Source organism: Macromonas nakdongensis (assembly GCF_002837145.1).
Classification (GTDB): Bacteria; Pseudomonadota; Gammaproteobacteria; order Burkholderiales; family Burkholderiaceae_C; genus Macromonas_B; species Macromonas_B nakdongensis.
The window spans coordinates 34,252-49,257 of record NZ_NWMV01000022.1 but is presented as its reverse complement, the minus strand read 5'-3'; the positions used below and the strand labels follow the sequence as shown (position 1 = coordinate 49,257).

At 67.5% G+C, this 15,006-nt stretch carries 12 protein-coding genes and 2 riboswitches; of the genes, 2 read left to right on the top strand and 10 right to left on the bottom strand.

Features of this window, described 5'->3' with window-relative positions:
- Positions 1 to 356, top strand: a 356-nt coding sequence (locus tag CON77_RS04155) for an aminotransferase class IV (RefSeq protein WP_198552260.1), incomplete at its 5' end; no start/stop codon positions are given.
- A gap of 9 nt (positions 357 to 365) precedes the next feature.
- Here CON77_RS04155 and panD read toward each other — a convergent pair.
- Entirely contained in the window at positions 366 to 746 is a 381-nt protein-coding gene (panD, locus tag CON77_RS04150; protein ID WP_101047876.1) for an aspartate 1-decarboxylase, read from the bottom strand.
- Between the two features lie 151 nt (positions 747 to 897).
- Positions 898 to 2,826 (bottom strand): phosphomethylpyrimidine synthase ThiC, encoded by a 1,929-nt coding sequence (gene thiC, locus CON77_RS04145; RefSeq protein ID WP_101047875.1) that lies wholly within the window; start codon positions 2,824 to 2,826, stop codon positions 898 to 900.
- A 98-nt stretch (positions 2,827 to 2,924) separates the two neighbouring features.
- A riboswitch (TPP riboswitch) is annotated at positions 2,925 to 3,028 on the bottom strand.
- 623 nt (positions 3,029 to 3,651) lie between these two features.
- Between thiC and CON77_RS04140 the strand changes: the two genes are divergently transcribed.
- Positions 3,652 to 4,266 carry a YitT family protein gene (locus CON77_RS04140; RefSeq protein ID WP_101047874.1) on the top strand — a complete coding sequence of 205 codons (615 nt, stop codon included), beginning with the start codon at positions 3,652 to 3,654 and terminating at the stop codon, positions 4,264 to 4,266.
- An 86-nt stretch (positions 4,267 to 4,352) separates the two neighbouring features.
- Here the strand turns inward: CON77_RS04140 and nadB are convergent, their stop codons facing one another.
- From nadB to metG, 8 genes are all read right to left on the bottom strand, one after another.
- Positions 4,353 to 5,984: an L-aspartate oxidase gene (nadB, locus tag CON77_RS04135; RefSeq protein WP_101047873.1), complete on the bottom strand. Its 1,632-nt coding sequence runs from the start codon at positions 5,982 to 5,984 to the stop codon at positions 4,353 to 4,355.
- A 41-nt stretch (positions 5,985 to 6,025) separates the two neighbouring features.
- Complete coding sequence (locus CON77_RS04130; protein WP_101047872.1) at positions 6,026 to 6,886, bottom strand: segregation and condensation protein A; 861 nt, start codon at positions 6,884 to 6,886, stop codon at positions 6,026 to 6,028.
- A gap of 29 nt (positions 6,887 to 6,915) precedes the next feature.
- Positions 6,916 to 7,128 carry a DUF3460 family protein gene (locus CON77_RS04125; RefSeq protein WP_101047871.1) on the bottom strand — a complete coding sequence of 71 codons (213 nt, stop codon included), beginning with the start codon at positions 7,126 to 7,128 and terminating at the stop codon, positions 6,916 to 6,918.
- Positions 7,129 to 7,172: 44 nt separating this feature from the next.
- Positions 7,173 to 8,552 carry an alanine/glycine:cation symporter family protein gene (locus CON77_RS04120; RefSeq protein WP_101047883.1) on the bottom strand — a complete coding sequence of 460 codons (1,380 nt, stop codon included), beginning with the start codon at positions 8,550 to 8,552 and terminating at the stop codon, positions 7,173 to 7,175.
- A 112-nt stretch (positions 8,553 to 8,664) separates the two neighbouring features.
- Entirely contained in the window at positions 8,665 to 9,933 is a 1,269-nt protein-coding gene (locus CON77_RS04115) for a D-amino acid dehydrogenase (protein ID WP_101047870.1), read from the bottom strand.
- A 161-nt stretch (positions 9,934 to 10,094) separates the two neighbouring features.
- Positions 10,095 to 10,189: riboswitch (glycine riboswitch) on the bottom strand.
- Between the two features lie 146 nt (positions 10,190 to 10,335).
- Positions 10,336 to 11,979, bottom strand: a complete 1,644-nt coding sequence (locus tag CON77_RS04110; RefSeq protein WP_101047869.1) for a SulP family inorganic anion transporter — start codon at positions 11,977 to 11,979, stop codon at positions 10,336 to 10,338.
- 103 nt (positions 11,980 to 12,082) lie between these two features.
- Entirely contained in the window at positions 12,083 to 12,820 is a 738-nt protein-coding gene (locus tag CON77_RS04105; RefSeq protein WP_101047868.1) for a YoaK family protein, read from the bottom strand.
- Between the two features lie 25 nt (positions 12,821 to 12,845).
- Positions 12,846 to 14,939, bottom strand: coding sequence for a methionine--tRNA ligase (gene metG / locus CON77_RS04100; RefSeq protein ID WP_101047867.1), 2,094 nt, complete (start codon positions 14,937 to 14,939; stop codon positions 12,846 to 12,848).
- Positions 14,940 to 15,006: the final 67 nt, after the last annotated feature.

Below are 15,006 nucleotides of genomic sequence, written 5' to 3'. Positions count from 1 at the left end.
CTCTGGCCGCGCAGCCCCTGCGCGAGGCGCACGGCGAGTTCGTGCGCTTCAAGACCACGCGGCGGGCGCACTACGACGCCGCGGCGCCCGCGGCACCCGGGGTGTTCGACACCGTGTTGTGGAACGAAGCCGGCGAGTTGACCGAGTGCTCGCGCGGCAACCTGGCCGTGCAGCTGGACGGCCGCTGGGTCACGCCGCCGCTGGCCTGCGGCCTGCTCGACGGTGTGGGCCGCGCCGTGGCCCTGGCCGAAGGCCGGCTGCAGGAAGCGGTGGTGCGGCTCGACGACCTGCCCCGGGCCACCGGCTGGGCCTTCCTCAACAGCCTGCGCGGCTGGATTCCCGCCACGCTGGACTGAGCCCGGCCGTCACATCGGCTGCGTGGCCACCTTGTCGCGCAGCTCCACCTGCTGGTTGCGGTCGTTGACGAACACCAGTTTCGGCCTGTGCTGGGCCACGTGGTCCTCGTGCACCTGCGCGAAGGCAGCGATGATGAGCAGGTCGCCCACCTGGGCGCGGCGCGCCGCCGAGCCGTTGACCGAGATCATGCCGGAGCCGCGCTGGCCCTTGATGACGTAGGTGACGAAGCGCTCGCCGTTGTTGATGTTCCAGATGTGGATCTGTTCGTTTTCGCAGAGGTTGGCTGCGTCCATCAGGTCTTCGTCGATGGCGCAGGAACCTTCGTAGTGCAGTTCGGCGTGGGTGGCGGCGACGCGGTGGATCTTGGATTTGAGCAGGGTGCGGAACATGGGGGTCTCCTGGGAACGGCGCGCATTGTGACAGAGGCCGGGCCTGCCATTGCATACAAACCGCGGCCCCATCGGGAATGGAACGGAGCATGCCCCCCAGCGCCTCCGGCCGCAAGGGGCGGACGCTGTCTGGGGGGCGTGTGCTGGCGGCTCAGGCCTGGTGGATCGGGATGTAGACCTCGCCGCCGGCCTGGCGGAAGGCCTCCGACTGGGCCTGCATGCCTTGCGCCAGGGCCTGGGTTTCGTCGATGCCCTGTTGCGCGGCGTAATCGCGCACGTCCTGAGTGATCTTCATGCTGCAGAAGTGCGGCCCGCACATGGAGCAGAAATGCGCCACCTTGGCCGAGTCCTTGGGCAGGGTCTCGTCATGGAATTCGCGCGCCTTGTCGGGGTCCAGGCCCAGGTTGAACTGGTCTTCCCAACGGAACTCGAAGCGTGCCTTGCTCAGCGCGTTGTCGCGGATCTGCGCGCCCGGGTGGCCCTTGGCCAGGTCGGCGGCGTGGGCGGCCAGCTTGTAGGTGATGATGCCTTCCTTCACGTCCTGCTTGTTGGGCAGGCCCAGGTGCTCCTTGGGCGTCACGTAGCACAGCATGGCGGTGCCGTACCAGCCGATGGTGGCCGCGCCAATGCCGCTGGTGATGTGGTCGTAGCCCGGGGCGATGTCGGTGGTCAGCGGCCCCAGGGTGTAGAAGGGCGCCTCGTGGCACTGTTCCAACTGCAGGTCCATGTTCTCCTTGATCAGGTGCATGGGCACATGGCCGGGGCCTTCGATCATCACCTGCACATCGTGCTTCCAGGCGATCTGCGTGAGTTCGCCCAGGGTCTTGAGTTCGCCCAGCTGGGCTTCGTCGTTGGCGTCGTAAATGGAGCCGGGGCGCAGGCCGTCGCCCAGGCTGAAGGCCACGTCGTAGGCCTTCATGATGTCGCAGATGTCCTCGAAGTGGGTGTAGAGGAAGTTCTCCCGGTGGTGGGCCAGGCACCACTTGGCCATGATGGAGCCACCGCGCGAGACGATGCCCGTCATGCGGTGGGCGGTGAGCGGCACGTAGCGCAGCAGCACGCCGGCGTGGATGGTGAAGTAGTCCACGCCCTGTTCGGCCTGCTCGATCAGCGTGTCTTTGAAAATCTCCCAGGTCAGGTCTTCGGCCTTGCCGTTGACCTTTTCCAGCGCCTGGTAAATGGGCACGGTGCCGATGGGCACGGGCGAGTTGCGCACGATCCACTCGCGCGTTTCGTGGATGTTCTTCCCGGTGGACAGGTCCATCACCGTGTCGCCGCCCCAGCGGATGGCCCAGGTCATCTTGTCCACTTCCTCGTTGATGGACGAGCCCAGGGCGGAGTTGCCGATGTTGGCGTTGATCTTGACCAGGAAGTTGCGGCCGATGACCATCGGCTCGGACTCGGGGTGGTTGATGTTGTTGGGGATGATGGCGCGGCCGCGGGCCACCTCGTCGCGCACGAACTCGGGCGTGATTTCGGCGGGAATGTTGGCGCCGAAATGCTGGCCCGGGTGCTGGCGGCCGATCATGGCGGCCATTTTCTGGCCGGTGGGGCCAGCGGTTTTCAGGGATTCCAGGTACTCGCGGCGGCGCAGGTTCTCGCGGATGGCGATGTACTCCATCTCGGGGGTGACGATGCCTTGGCGGGCGTAGTGCATCTGCGTCACGTTGGCGCCGGGCAGGGCGCGGCGCGGCTGGCGGTGCAGGCCGGGGAAGCGCAGTGCGTCGAGCTTGGGGTCGGCGGCGCGCTCGCGCCCGAAGGCGCTGCTCAGGCCGGGCAGCATCTCGGTGTCGTTGCGCTCTTCGATCCAGCGTTGACGCAGGGCGGGCAGGCCGGCGCGGATGTCGATGGTCGCCGCTGGGTCGGTATAGGGGCCCGAGCAGTCGTACACGAAGATGGGCGGGTTGGGTTCGGCGCCGAAGCTGGCCGGGGTGTCGGACTGGGTGATTTCGCGCATCGGCACCCGGATGTCGGGGCGCGAGCCTTCAACGTACACCTTGCGCGAGTTGGGCAGGGGGGCAACGGCGGCCGAGTCCACCTGGGCGGTGGTGGCGAGGAATTTGTCGGCGGGGGCGTTCACGGGGCGTGTCTCTTTCGGTGGCAGGATGGGTGCTCCGAAGGTCGCCCCGGTGTGCGGCCCCACGCGGGCCGAGGGGCCTGCAAGGGTGTCCACGCAACGCGGGATGTGACAGCTCTTCTTCCGCCGGTCTGAACCGGATCAAGTTCGCGGGTTCGGCATCGCCATCTCAGCCCACACCATGTGGACACCCCGGAGCAGTGCGGATTGTATGTCTCGTTCCTGTCGATGTTCTGAATCCGCTCTGGAAGGACATCGCCTGGATGTATCCATTCCGTCTGCGGTTTAATGTGTTGCAGGCGAGGTCACCCCATTTCCATTCAACTCACCCCGTGTCAATCCCAAAAAATCCAAACGATGACGGACTCCGGTGGTATCTGCTGATTGGGGTAGGGCCTATTTTTGCAGTCCTCTTGGCCTTCATGCTGATTTCCACTTCGAACTCCAATGAGAGAAGACGTGACCGGTTGGCGTGCCTTGAAAAAAACCGGGGTGCATTGGAGTGGCGGACCGGTGTTCTGCGTGCGACGGGTTCTCATTACTTCCTGATCCTGTCCGACGGTCGATGGAGCACTTTGCAGCGGCGGTGCAGTGGTCGTGGGGCACACCAGTGTTCCATCGCTTATGACCATTTTGTGCAACGGCTCCAAAACCACCTCGGCCAGTCGGTGAAAGTGGGATTTTGTGCAGCGCACCCGGTGCAGATTGAGCTGAACGGTGAGCGAAGATGGATGCCTGGCACCCAATACGGTGGGCGTTTGGTAGGTGGCGCCTGATGGGTGGTAGCCCCAGCACCGCATGGCATGATGCCTGCATCTACCCCGCGCCATGACCAGCTCCGTCCCACCCATTCACACCCACACCGTTTTTGAAGACGCCCAGGCCATCTTCACCGGCACGCTGTTCGTGTCGCTGGCGCTGATCCTGTTTGCGCAATCCGGTTTGCTGACCGGCGGCACGGCCGGCGCGGCCTTCGTGCTGCACTACGCCACCGGTTGGGGGCTGGGGCAGTGGTTTTTTCTCATCAACCTGCCGTTTTACTGGTTCGCCTGGCGCCGCATGGGGCGCGAGTTCACGCTCAAGACCTTCCTGGCCATCACCTTGCTGTCGGCGTTGACGCAGTGGTCGCCGCAGCTGTTCGCCATCGAGCGGTTGCACCCGGCCTACGCCGCCGTGCTGGGTGGTTTGCTGCTGGGTTCGGGTTGTTTGTTCCTGGCGCGTCACCACGCCAGTTTGGGTGGAGCCACCATCATCAGCCTGTACCTGCAGCGGGCCAAGGGCTGGCGCGCAGGCAAGGTGCAAATGGGCATCGATTGCACCATCGTGCTGCTGGCGCTCACGGTGGTGGAGCCCGAGCGGGTGGCCTGGTCGGTGCTGGCGGCGGTGGTGATGAACCTGTTCATCGCCATCAACCACAAGCCGGGGCGCTACGCCGTCCTTTAAGCGCCGCAGCAGACGGTCTGCCTGGGCGCCCCGTTCCCGGCGCCACGGGGCTCAGGGGCGCAAGGCCCCAGCCGTCCCGGCGGCCTTCAGCCCGCGTTCGGGTCCAGCACCGTGGGCAGGGCCTCGGGCAGCAGGTCCGGGTAATCGCGGCTGAAGTGCAGGCCGCGGCTTTCCTTGCGCGCCTGGGCGCAGCGCACGATCAGGTCGGCCACCTCCACCAGGTTGCGCAGCTCCAGCAGGTCGCGCGTGACGTGGAAGCTCTTGTAGAACTCCTGGATTTCGGCCTTGAGCAGCGCGATGCGGTGGGCGGCGCGCTCCAGCCGCTTGTCGGTGCGCACAATGCCCACGTAGTCCCACATGAAGCGGCGCAGCTCGTCCCAGTTGTGCGAGATGACGACGTGCTCGTCGGCGTCGATGACACGGCTGTCGTCCCACGGCCGGATGGCGGGGATGGCCGCTGTGGGCTGGGCCGCCATGTCGCGCACCGCCGCGCGCGCAAACACCATGCACTCCAGCAGCGAATTGCTGGCCAGCCGGTTGGCGCCGTGCAGGCCGGTGCAACTGGCCTCGCCCACCACGTACAGGCCGGGCAGGTCGGTGCGGGCGTTCAGGTCGGTCACCACCCCGCCGCAGGTGTAGTGGGCGGCGGGCACCACGGGGATCGGCTCTTTGGTGATGTCGATGCCCAGCTCGGCGCAGCGCGCCAGGATGTTGGGGAAGTGCTCGCGCAGAAACTCGGGCGGCTGGTGCGAGATGTCGAGGTAGACGCAGTCCAGCCCGTGCTTTTTCATCTCGAAGTCGATGGCGCGGGCGACCACGTCGCGCGGGGCCAGTTCGGCGCGCGGGTCGTGGTCGAGCATGAAGCGGTGGCCGCCCAGGTGGGCCGGCAATTTCAGCAGGCCGCCTTCGCCGCGCACCGCCTCGGTGATGAGGAAGCTCTTGGCCTTGGGGTGGTACAGGCAAGTCGGGTGGAACTGGATGAATTCCATGTTCGCCACCCGGCAGCCGGCGCGCCAGGCGGCGGCAATGCCATCGCCGGTGGCGGTGTCGGGGTTGCTGGTGTAGAGGTAGACCTTGCCGGCGCCGCCGGTGCAGAGCACGGTGTGCGGCGCCACAAAGGCCTCGACTTGGTCGGTTTCTTCGTTCAGGGCGTAGGCGCCCAGGCAGCGGCGCGGCGCGTGGGTCTGGCCGCCGTGCTTGTCGCTCACAATCAGATCGACCAGGTTGTGGGTCTCGAACACCTGCACGTTGGGCGCCTGGTGCACCCGGTCGATCAGGGTGTGCTGCACGGCGGCGCCGGTGGCGTCGGCGGCATGCACGATGCGCCGGTGGCTGTGGCCGCCTTCGCGGGTCAGGTGCAGTTCGCCGTCGTGCAGGGTGAACTGGGTGCCCAGGTCGCGCAGCCAGGCGATGGCCTCGGGCGCGTGTTCCACGGTGAAGCGGGTGGCCGCCGGGTCGCACAGGCCGGCGCCGGCCACGAAGGTGTCTTCCACGTGCGCATCGAAGCTGTCGTCGTCGGCCAGCACGGCGGCAATGCCGCCCTGGGCCCAGCCGCTGGAGCCGTCTTCGATGGTGCGCTTGGTCAGCACCGCCACGCGCAGGTGGCCGGGCAGCAGCAGGGCGCTGCTCAGGCCGGCCAGGCCGCTGCCGACGATGACCACGTCAAACTGGCGGGTGGTGGCGGTGCTCGGGGCGTTCGGTGGGGTCGGGGCGGTCATGGGCAATTCCGGGGCGGCCTGGGCGGCCAAAGGGGCGGGCCTCAGGTGGGGGTGTAGGCCAGTCGCACGTAAATCGGGGCAAAGGCTTCGGCCTGGGTCAGCTCGATCAGCGTTTCCTTGGCCAGTTCCAGCATGGCGATGAAGGTGACCACCAGCACCGGCACGCCTTTGCGCAGGTCGAACAGGTCGCCGAATTCCACGAACTTGCGGCCTTGCAGCCGGCGCAACACCAGGCTCATGTGTTCGCGCACGCTGAGTTCTTCGCGGCTGATGCGGTGGTGCTGGACCAGTTGGGCGCGGCGCAGGATGTCGCGCCAGGCGGTCTGCAGGTCGATCGGGTCCACGTTGGGGAAGCGCGGCGCCAGCGACTGTTCCACGTGTACCTGGGCGCGCAAAAAGTCGCGGCCCAACTGGGGCAGTTCGTTCAGTTGCAGGGCGGCGCGCTTCATCTGCTCGTATTCCAGCAGGCGGCGCACCAGTTCGGCGCGCGGGTCTTCGGCCTCTTCGCCCTCGGCCACCTTTTTGGGCGGCAACAGCATGCGCGACTTGATCTCGATCAGCATGGCCGCCATCAGCAGGTACTCGCCGGCCAGTTCCAGGTTGCGCGCACGCACCTGGTCCACATAGCCCAGGTACTGGCGCGTGACATCGGCCATGGGGATGTCGAGGATGTTGAAGTTCTGCTTGCGGATCAGGTAGAGCAGCAGGTCCAGCGGGCCCTCGAAGGCCTCCAGGAAGACTTCCAGCGCATCGGGCGGGATGTAGAGGTCCTGCGGCAGCGCGAACAGCGGCTCGCCGTAGAGGCGGGCGCGCGCCACCTGGTCCACCACCTCGGGCAGGGTGTCGGGAAGGTCGGCCGGGGCCGGGGGCAGCTCGGCGTCCGGCGCGGTGGCGGTGGTCATGCTGCCCGAGACGGCCGAGACGCGGGCGTTCAGCGCAGGCTGGGTTCGGTCTGGTAGACGTAGGGCTTCTGGTCCACGCGGGCGGCGTTGGCCCCAGCGTTGAAGCCGCGGTCCACCGGACGGTCCCACAGCAAGGCGCGGCCCTGGCGTTGCTCGGCTTCCAGCGTGGGCTTGGCCGCCTTGAGCGAGTCGATGAACTGCGTGGCGTCAGAGACGTAGTGGGGGCGGGCAAAGAGGTTCATGGCACCCGATTTTACCCAGCCCCGCCGCCCCTGGCCGACCGGGTTCAGCCGCGTTGCGCGCTGGGGGTCACGCCGAGGGGGGCCGTGCGCTCAAAATGGTCCCGCGTCAGTTGCACGATCACCGGGGTCAGCAGCACCAGGGCGATCAGGTTGGGGATGGCCATCAGGGCGTTGAGCGTGTCGGCCACCAGCCAGGCGAAGTCCAGACTGAGCACGGCACCGGGGAAGACGGCCAGGGTCCAGAGCAGGCGGAACGGTTTTTCGCAGACCGTGCCCACCAGGAAGCCCCAGCATTTTTCGCTGTAGTAGGCCCAGCCCAGGATGGTGGTGAAGGCGAACACCGCCAGCGACACCGCCAGCAGGTACTTGCCCACGCCGGGCATGGCCGCTTCGAACGCCGAGGCACTGAGCACGGCACCGGTCTGGCCCGAATCCCACACGCCCGTGACCAGGATGGCCAGGCCGGTGCAGGTGCAGACGATGAGGGTGTCGATGAAGGTGCCCATCATGCCGATGAGGCCGGAAAAGACCGGGTCGCGCGTGGCGCCTGCCGCCTGGGCGATGCCGGCGGTGCCCAGGCCCGCTTCGTTCGAGAAAATGCCGCGCGCCACGCCTTTTTGCAGGGCCAGCATCACGCTGGCACCCACAAAACCGCCGGTTGCCGCCGTGGGGTTGAAGGCGTGGTGGAAGACCAGCGCCAGGGCATCGGGGATGCGGTCGGCGAACATCACCAGGACCACCCCCACGCACAGGATGTAGCCGACGCACATGGCCGGCACCAGCTTTTCGGCCACCGCACCGATGCGCTTGATGCCGCCCAGCACCACGGCGCCGGTCAGCGCGACCAGCACCGCGCCGGTGATCCAGGTGTCCAGCCCGAAGGCGTTGTGCATGGCGCTGGCAATGCCGTTGGCCTGCACCATGTTGCCGATGCCGAAGCCGGCCAGCCCACCGAAGACGGCGAAAGCGGTGCCCAGCCAGCGCCAGTGCCGGCCCAGCCCGTTCTTGATGGCGTACATGGGGCCGCCCACGTGTTCGCCGCGGTCGTCCACCTCGCGGTATTTCACCGCCAGCACCACCTCGGCGTACTTGGTGGCCATGCCGACGAAGGCGGTCATCCACATCCAGAACAGCGCGCCAGGGCCGCCCACGGCCAGCGCCGCCGCCACACCGGCGATGTTGCCCGTGCCCACGGTGGCCGACAAGGCGGTCATCAGCGCGGCGAAGGGCGAAATTTCACCGTCCCGGGCATCGCCCCGGTCCCGGCTTTTCACGATCAGTCGCAGGCCATGGCCGATCTTGCGCAGGGGCATGAAGCCCAGCCGGAACTGGAGGTAGAAGCCGGTGCCCAGGATCAGCACGATCATGGGCACGCCCCAGACGATGCCGTTGAGCCAGTTGAAAAATGCGTGTAGCGCTTGCATGGACATTCCTGTGGGTGAGGACGTGAAAGGTCGCCGGCGGTTGGGCCGGCGGGACAGACCGCCCACGCCGGGTGGGGCGTGGGCAGCGGGAACGGGCAGGGCGGGGGCGGACTCAGCTCCGGGCCAGGGCCACCGTGGGCGCGCCGGGCACCCGCACGGCGGTGCCGTGGGCGTGCTGCACCACTTCGCCCAGCGTGTGCGCGGTGATGGCCGACAGCGTCCAGCCCAGGTGGCCGTGGCCGGTGTTGTAGAACACGTTGGCGCGCTGGCCACGGCCCACGCGCGGCATCATATTCGGCATCATGGGGCGCAGGCCGGCCCAGGGCACGACCTGGCGGGTGCTCACACCCGGGAAGCACTGGTTGACCCAGTCGATCAGCGGGCGGATGCGGTCGGCGCGGATGTCTTTGTTGGCGCCGTTGAATTCGGCTGTGCCAGCGACGCGAAAACGGTCCACCCCCAGGCGGCTGGTGACGAGTTTGGTGGCGTCGTCCAGCAGGCTGACGGTGGGCGCGGCGTGTTGGCTGGCGGCGTCGAGCAGGTTGACGGTGATGGAGTAGCCCTTGACCGGGTAGATGTTGACCCGGTCGCCCAGTTGCGCGGCAAACGCCCGGCTGGCCACGCCGGCGCACACCACCAGGCCGTCGAAGCGGTGGGTCTGGGCGTCGGCGCCCTGGCCCACCACCACGGTGGCGGTCTGGCCGTCGCTGCGCAGGGCCTGCACGTCCTGGCCGTAGAGGGTGCGCACGCCCAGGCGCTCGCAGGCCGCGGCCAGGCCCTGGGTGAACTTGTGGATGTCGCCGGTGGCGTCGCTCTCGGTGTAGTAGCCGCCGTAGTAGCTGCCGGCCAGCGTGGGTTCGATGGCGCGCATCTCGGTGGGCGTGACGGCGCGGCGCGGCAGGCCGCCCTGCGCCAGCAGCTGTGACACCCGGCCCGCGTGGTCGAAACCGGCCTTGTCGCGGTAGATGTGCAGGATGCCGGCTTTTATCAGGTCGAAGTCCACGCCCTCTGCCTGGGCCCAGGCGAACAGGTGCTCGCGCGCGGCCACGGCCAGGCGGGCGGTTTCGACGGTGTTGCGCTGGTAGTGCGGGATGTTGGCGATGAACTCGGCGAACCACGACAGCTTGTGCCAGCTGGGCTTGGGGTTGACCAGCAGCGGTGCGTCGCTCTTGAGCATCCACTTCAGGCCTTTGAGGAGGGTGGACCAGTGGGTCCAGACCTCGGCGTTGGACGCCGACAGCTGGCCGCCGTTGGCGAACGAGGTTTCCATGGCCGCGTAGCGGTGTTTCTCGAACAGGGTGACGGCAAAGCCGCGTTGGGCCAGGGCGTAAGCGGTGGTGACGCCGGTGATGCCACCGCCGATGACTGCGATCGATTTCATGAGAACAGGCTCCAAACGTCGAGGAATGGGGTGCCCTGCACACCTTGTGCAAGACACGCCCCCTCTGTTTGGTACCTGAGAGATTCACGCCGCCACGCGGGGTGGGGCGCTTGCTCCTGCGGTGGGCCGGGTGACGACTTCCGGCCGCTCTTCAGAGTTCAACGGCCCGACCGGTCCTTTTGCCTGAGAGTTTCCGGGGCGGTTGCTCCTTCGGCGCCGTTGGCCTGGGGCCAGCGGTCTCTCCCGATCGGGTGATGGCCCAAGGCCATGAATCCATGATGCAAAAACATCAGCAAGCATCGTGCCACGGCGGGTGTGGCCTGGACATCGGGGTTTACGCGGGGCCGCCGCCCGCGCCTGGTGCGGGCCTGGCGGCCGGGGGCGCCCCGGTGCGGTGCGGGCTCACTCCCGGGGGTGCAGGGCCTGGGCAAAGCCGGCGCGCTCGATCAGCGAACGCGGTTGCGGGTTCAGGCCGGTCATGCTCAGGTGGGCGCCGCGTTTGTGCAGGGCCTTGTGCAACTGTTCCAGCGCGTCCAGACCCGTGGTGTCGAGCGAGACCAGCTGGCTCGCGTCCAGCACCACGTGCATCGGCTGCGGGGCCTGTTCCACCGCGGCCACGATGGGGTCGATCTTGGCCACCGCCCCGAAAAACAGCGAGCCGTAGAGCCTGTAGTGCAGTTCGGTGTCGGTGCCGCCAGTGGCGTCGGCGCGGAAGATGTCGCTCTGGCGCCGCACGAACAGCACCACCGCCAGCACCAGGCCCAGTTCCACCGCCACCGTCAGGTCGAACACCACGGTGACGAAGAAGGTGGACAGCAGCATCAGCCGGTAGTGGTTGCTGAACTGTTTGAGCCGGCCGAATTCGCGCCACTCGCCCATGTTCCAGGCCACGAACAGCAGCACCCCGGCCAGCACCGCCAGCGGGATGTGCTGGGCCAGCGGCGCGGCGGCCAGCACCACCAGCGCCAGCGTGGCCGCGTGCACGATGCCCGCCACGGGCGAGGTGGCCCCGGCGCGGATGTTGGTGACGGTGCGGGCGATGGTGCCGGTGGCCGGCATGCCCCCGAAAAAGGGCACCACGGCATTGGCCACGCCCTGCGCCATCAGCTCCTGGTTGGGGTCGTGTTTGCGGCCGTCGTGCAACTGGTCGGCCACGCGCGCGCACAGCAGCGATTCGATCGCACCGAGCAGCGCCAGGGTGAAGGTGGGCACCACCAGCAGCTTCACCGTGGCCCAGGAAAAATCGGGCAGATCGAAGGCCGGCAGGCTTTGTGGGATGCCGCCGAAGCGGGTGCCGATGGTCTCCACCGGCATGTCCAGCGCCCAGGCCAGCAGGGTGAGCGTGACCAGCGCCACCACCGGCGCCGGCACCCGCGAGGTGGCCCGCAGCGCGCTGACGGCGTCGAGGCGGTCGAGCTTCTGGCGGAAGGCCGATTCGCTGGCCCAGAGCCGGGGCCAGACGAACAGCCCGGCCACGCAGGCCGTGGCCAGGCCCAGGGCCCAGGGGTTGGTGCCGTCCAGGTGCGTGGCCAGGGTGCGGATCTGGCTGAAGAAGTCGGCCGGCATCTTGTCCACGGACAGGCCCAGCGCATCGCGCAGCTGCGACAGGCCAATGAGCACCGCGATGCCGTTGGTGAAGCCGATGACCACGCTGACCGGCACGTAGCGCACCAGCGCCCCGAGCTTGAACCAACCGAGCAGGAACAGCAGCACCCCGGCGCTGCAGGTGGCGATCAGCAGGTTGGCCAGGCCGTAGCGTTCCACGATGCCGTAGACGATGACGATGAAGGCGCCGGCCGGCCCGCCGATTTGCACCGGCGAGCCGCCCAGTGCGGCGATGAGGAAGCCGGCGATGATGGCGGTCCACAGGCCGGCTTCGGGGTTGAGGCCGGAGGCGATGGCGAAGGCCATGGCCAGGGGCAGGGCGACGATGCCGACGGTGGCTCCGGCGCCCACGTCGCGCACCAGACGGTCGCCGTTGTAGTGGCGCAGTTCCTGCAAGAGGCGGGGGCGAAACGGGGCCAGGGGCGGCAGTCGGTCGAACATGCCGCATGTTAGCGCCGGCGGGCTTGATGTGGCCTGACGGCAGGGGGCGTTGAGGCCTGGGGTTTGTACCGATCGCCGATCGGTGGGCGCCAGCGCCGTGGGTTCAGGCTTGGCGGCGGCGCAGGTCGGCCCAGAGTGGCCGCCACACCAGCAGCAGGAGCAGGCCGGTCAGGGGCAGGGTGCTGACGTAGCCCAGGTGCTTGAAGCCCCAGGCCCCCGCCAGCGCCCCGATGAAAAAGCCGCCCACCAGCCGGCTTTGCAGGCGCAGTTTGTCGCGGTTGGCGCGCACCGGTGTGTGTTCGGGGTGGCGGTTGACGTAAAGCAGCTTGCCCAGCTCCAGCCCCAAGTCGGTGACCAGGCCGGTGAGGTGGGTGGTGCGGATTTCGGCGCGCGAAATTTTGGTGATGACCGCGTTCTGCAGCCCCATGATGAAGCACAGCAGCACCACCGTCAGCGGCAGGAACCAGGTGTCCATCAGGTCGATGACCGCGCCGAACAGGCCGAACAGCAGCAAGGCCAGGGCTTCGATCAGCAGGGGCAGGCCGAAGGCGCTGTGCAGCCCGCGGCGCAGCCCCCAGTTCACCATCCACGCCGTGGTCATGGCGCCCAGCACAAAGGCCAGCAGCGCCGCCAGGCCGGCGGGCACCAGGTCCCAGTGCCCCAGCACCATCTGGTCGGCCACCGAGGACACCACCCCCGTCATGTGCGAGGTGTATTGCCCCACCGCCAGAAAGCCGCCAGCGTTGATGGCGCCGGCGACGAACGCCAGCGTCAGGCCCAGGCGCACATTGGCCTGGTGCGTGCGTTGCACGTCGACCCAGCCGCGCAGTTCGGGGTGCATGGTGGGTCGGGTGCCTGTCGGGGGCTCAGTGGATGCGCATGCCCGGCTGCGCCCCCGGCCAGGGGTGCAGCACGTGGATGCCGGGCTGGGCCTTCTCGTCGGCGTGGCTGGCGGCCAGTACCATGCCTTCGCTCACGCCAAACTTCATCTTGCGCGGGGCCAGGTTGGCCACCACCACCGTCAGTTTGCCGATCAGGTCTTCCGGTTTGTACATGCTGGCGATGCCACTGAACACGTTGCGGGTGCGGCCTTCGCCCACGTCCAGCGTCAGTCGCAGCAACTTGGTGGAGCCTTCCACCGGCTCGCAGTTGTCGATGCGGGCGATGCGCAGGTCCACCTTGGCAAAGTCGTCGATGGAAATGGTGGGGGCGATCTCCTCACCGCCGGGCACCACTTTTTCCGGTTCGGGTGCGGCGGGCGGCTCGAACAGCGCTTCCAGCAGTTGGATGTCCACCCGCTGCATCAGGTGCTGGTAGGCCCCAATGGCGTGGCCCGCGCCCAGCGGGGTGGTGGCGTTGGCGTAGGTCAGCGGCTCGCATTGCAGGAAGGCTTCCACCTGCGCGGCCAGCCCCGGCAGCACGGGCTTGAGCAGCGCGGTCAGCACCCGGAAGGCTTCGATGCAGACGGTACACACGTCCTGCAGGCGGGCGTCCATGCCGACCTGCTTGGCAAGCTCCCACGGCTTGTTGGCGTCCACGTACTCGTTCACCCGGTCGGCCAGGGCCATGGTTTCGCGGATGGCTTTGCCGTACTCGCGCTCGGCCAGCAGTTCGGCCACGCCCGGCACGGCTTGCTGCAGGTGGTCCAGCAGCGCCTCGCCGTCGGCGGAGATGGCGCCCAACTGACCACCAAAGCGCTTGGCGATGAAGCCCGCGGCGCGGCTGGCGATGTTGATGTATTTGCCCACCAGGTCGGAGTTGACGCGGGCCACGAAGTCGTCGGGGTTGAAGTCCACATCTTCCACCCGGCTGCTCAGTTTGGCGGCCAGGTAGTAGCGCAGCCACTCGGGGTTCATGCCCAGCCCCAGGTACTTCAGCGGGTCCAGGCCGGTGCCGCGGCTCTTGCTCATTTTTTCGCCGCCGTTGACGGTGATGAAACCGTGCACGTTGACTTGCGTCGGCGTCTTGCGGCCGCTGAAGTGCAGCATGGCTGGCCAGAACAGGGTGTGGAAGTAGGTGATGTCCTTGCCGATGAAGTGCACCTGCTCCACTGCCGGGTCGGCCACGAACTGCTCGTAGCTTTCGGCCGTGCGCGAGGCCGCGTGCCAGTGGTTCGCGGCCTGGCCTTTGGCGAAGTGGTTCTTCAGGCTGGCCAGGTAGCCGATGGGGGCGTCCAGCCAGACGTAGAAGTACTTGCCCGGCGCGTCGGGGATTTCGATGCCGAAGTAGGGCGCGTCGCGGCTGATGTCCCAGTCGCCCAGGCCGCCGTTGCCGTCTTCGTCCTTCTGGAACCATTCCTTGATCTTGTTCAGCACCTCGGGCTGCAGGCGGCCGGCCTCGCCGGTCCAGTTTTCCAGGAATTCGATGCAGCGCGGGTCGGACAGCTTAAAGAAGTAATGCTCGGAGGTGCGCAGTACCGGCGTGGCGCCGGACAGCGCCGAATACGGGTTCTTCAGTTCGGTGGGGGCGTACACGGCGCCACAGCTCTCGCAGGAGTCGCCGTACTGGTCCTTGGCGCCGCACTTGGGGCATTCGCCCTTGATGAAGCGGTCGGGTAGGAACATGGCCTTTTCGGGGTCGAAGAACTGCTCGATGGTTTTGGTGCTGATCAGGCCGTTGGCCTTGAGGTCGCGGTAAATCTGTTGCGCCAGTTCGTGGTTTTCCGGGCCGTCGGTGCTGTGCCAGTTGTCGAACTTCACGTGGAAGCCTTCGAGGTACTGGGCGCGGCCGGCGGCGATGTTGGCCACGAAAGCTTGCGGGGTGATGCCGGCTTTCTCGGCCGCGATCATGATCGGCGCGCCGTGCGCGTCGTCCGCACCCACAAAGTGCACCGCGTGCCCGTGCATGCGCTGCATCCGCACCCAGATGTCGGCCTGGATGTACTCCATGATGTGGCCGATGTGGAAGTTGCCGTTGGCGTAGGGCAGGGCGGTGGTGACGAAGAAACGACGCTGACTCATGTGGATGTCCTTGTGGGCAAGCCCTCGATTTTACTGAGGGCTCTCGGCCCTGCGCAGCCAGGCGGTA

Excerpts from the sequence above, each read along its gene's own strand:
- CON77_RS04120 (WP_101047883.1), bottom strand. The coding sequence starts at position 8,552 with ATGCAAGCGCTACACGCATTTTTCAACTGGCTCAACGGCATCGTCTGG.
- nadB (WP_101047873.1), bottom strand. The coding sequence starts at position 5,984 with ATGACCGCCCCGACCCCACCGAACGCCCCGAGCACCGCCACCACCCGC.
- CON77_RS04125 (WP_101047871.1), bottom strand. The coding sequence starts at position 7,128 with ATGAACCTCTTTGCCCGCCCCCACTACGTCTCTGACGCCACGCAGTTC.
- CON77_RS04115 (WP_101047870.1), bottom strand. The coding sequence starts at position 9,933 with ATGAAATCGATCGCAGTCATCGGCGGTGGCATCACCGGCGTCACCACC.
- CON77_RS04140 (WP_101047874.1), top strand. The coding sequence starts at position 3,652 with ATGACCAGCTCCGTCCCACCCATTCACACCCACACCGTTTTTGAAGAC.
- panD (WP_101047876.1), bottom strand. The coding sequence starts at position 746 with ATGTTCCGCACCCTGCTCAAATCCAAGATCCACCGCGTCGCCGCCACC.
- metG (WP_101047867.1), bottom strand. The coding sequence starts at position 14,939 with ATGAGTCAGCGTCGTTTCTTCGTCACCACCGCCCTGCCCTACGCCAAC.
- CON77_RS04130 (WP_101047872.1), bottom strand. The coding sequence starts at position 6,886 with ATGACCACCGCCACCGCGCCGGACGCCGAGCTGCCCCCGGCCCCGGCC.
- CON77_RS04105 (WP_101047868.1), bottom strand. The coding sequence starts at position 12,820 with ATGCACCCCGAACTGCGCGGCTGGGTCGACGTGCAACGCACGCACCAG.
- CON77_RS04110 (WP_101047869.1), bottom strand. The coding sequence starts at position 11,979 with ATGTTCGACCGACTGCCGCCCCTGGCCCCGTTTCGCCCCCGCCTCTTG.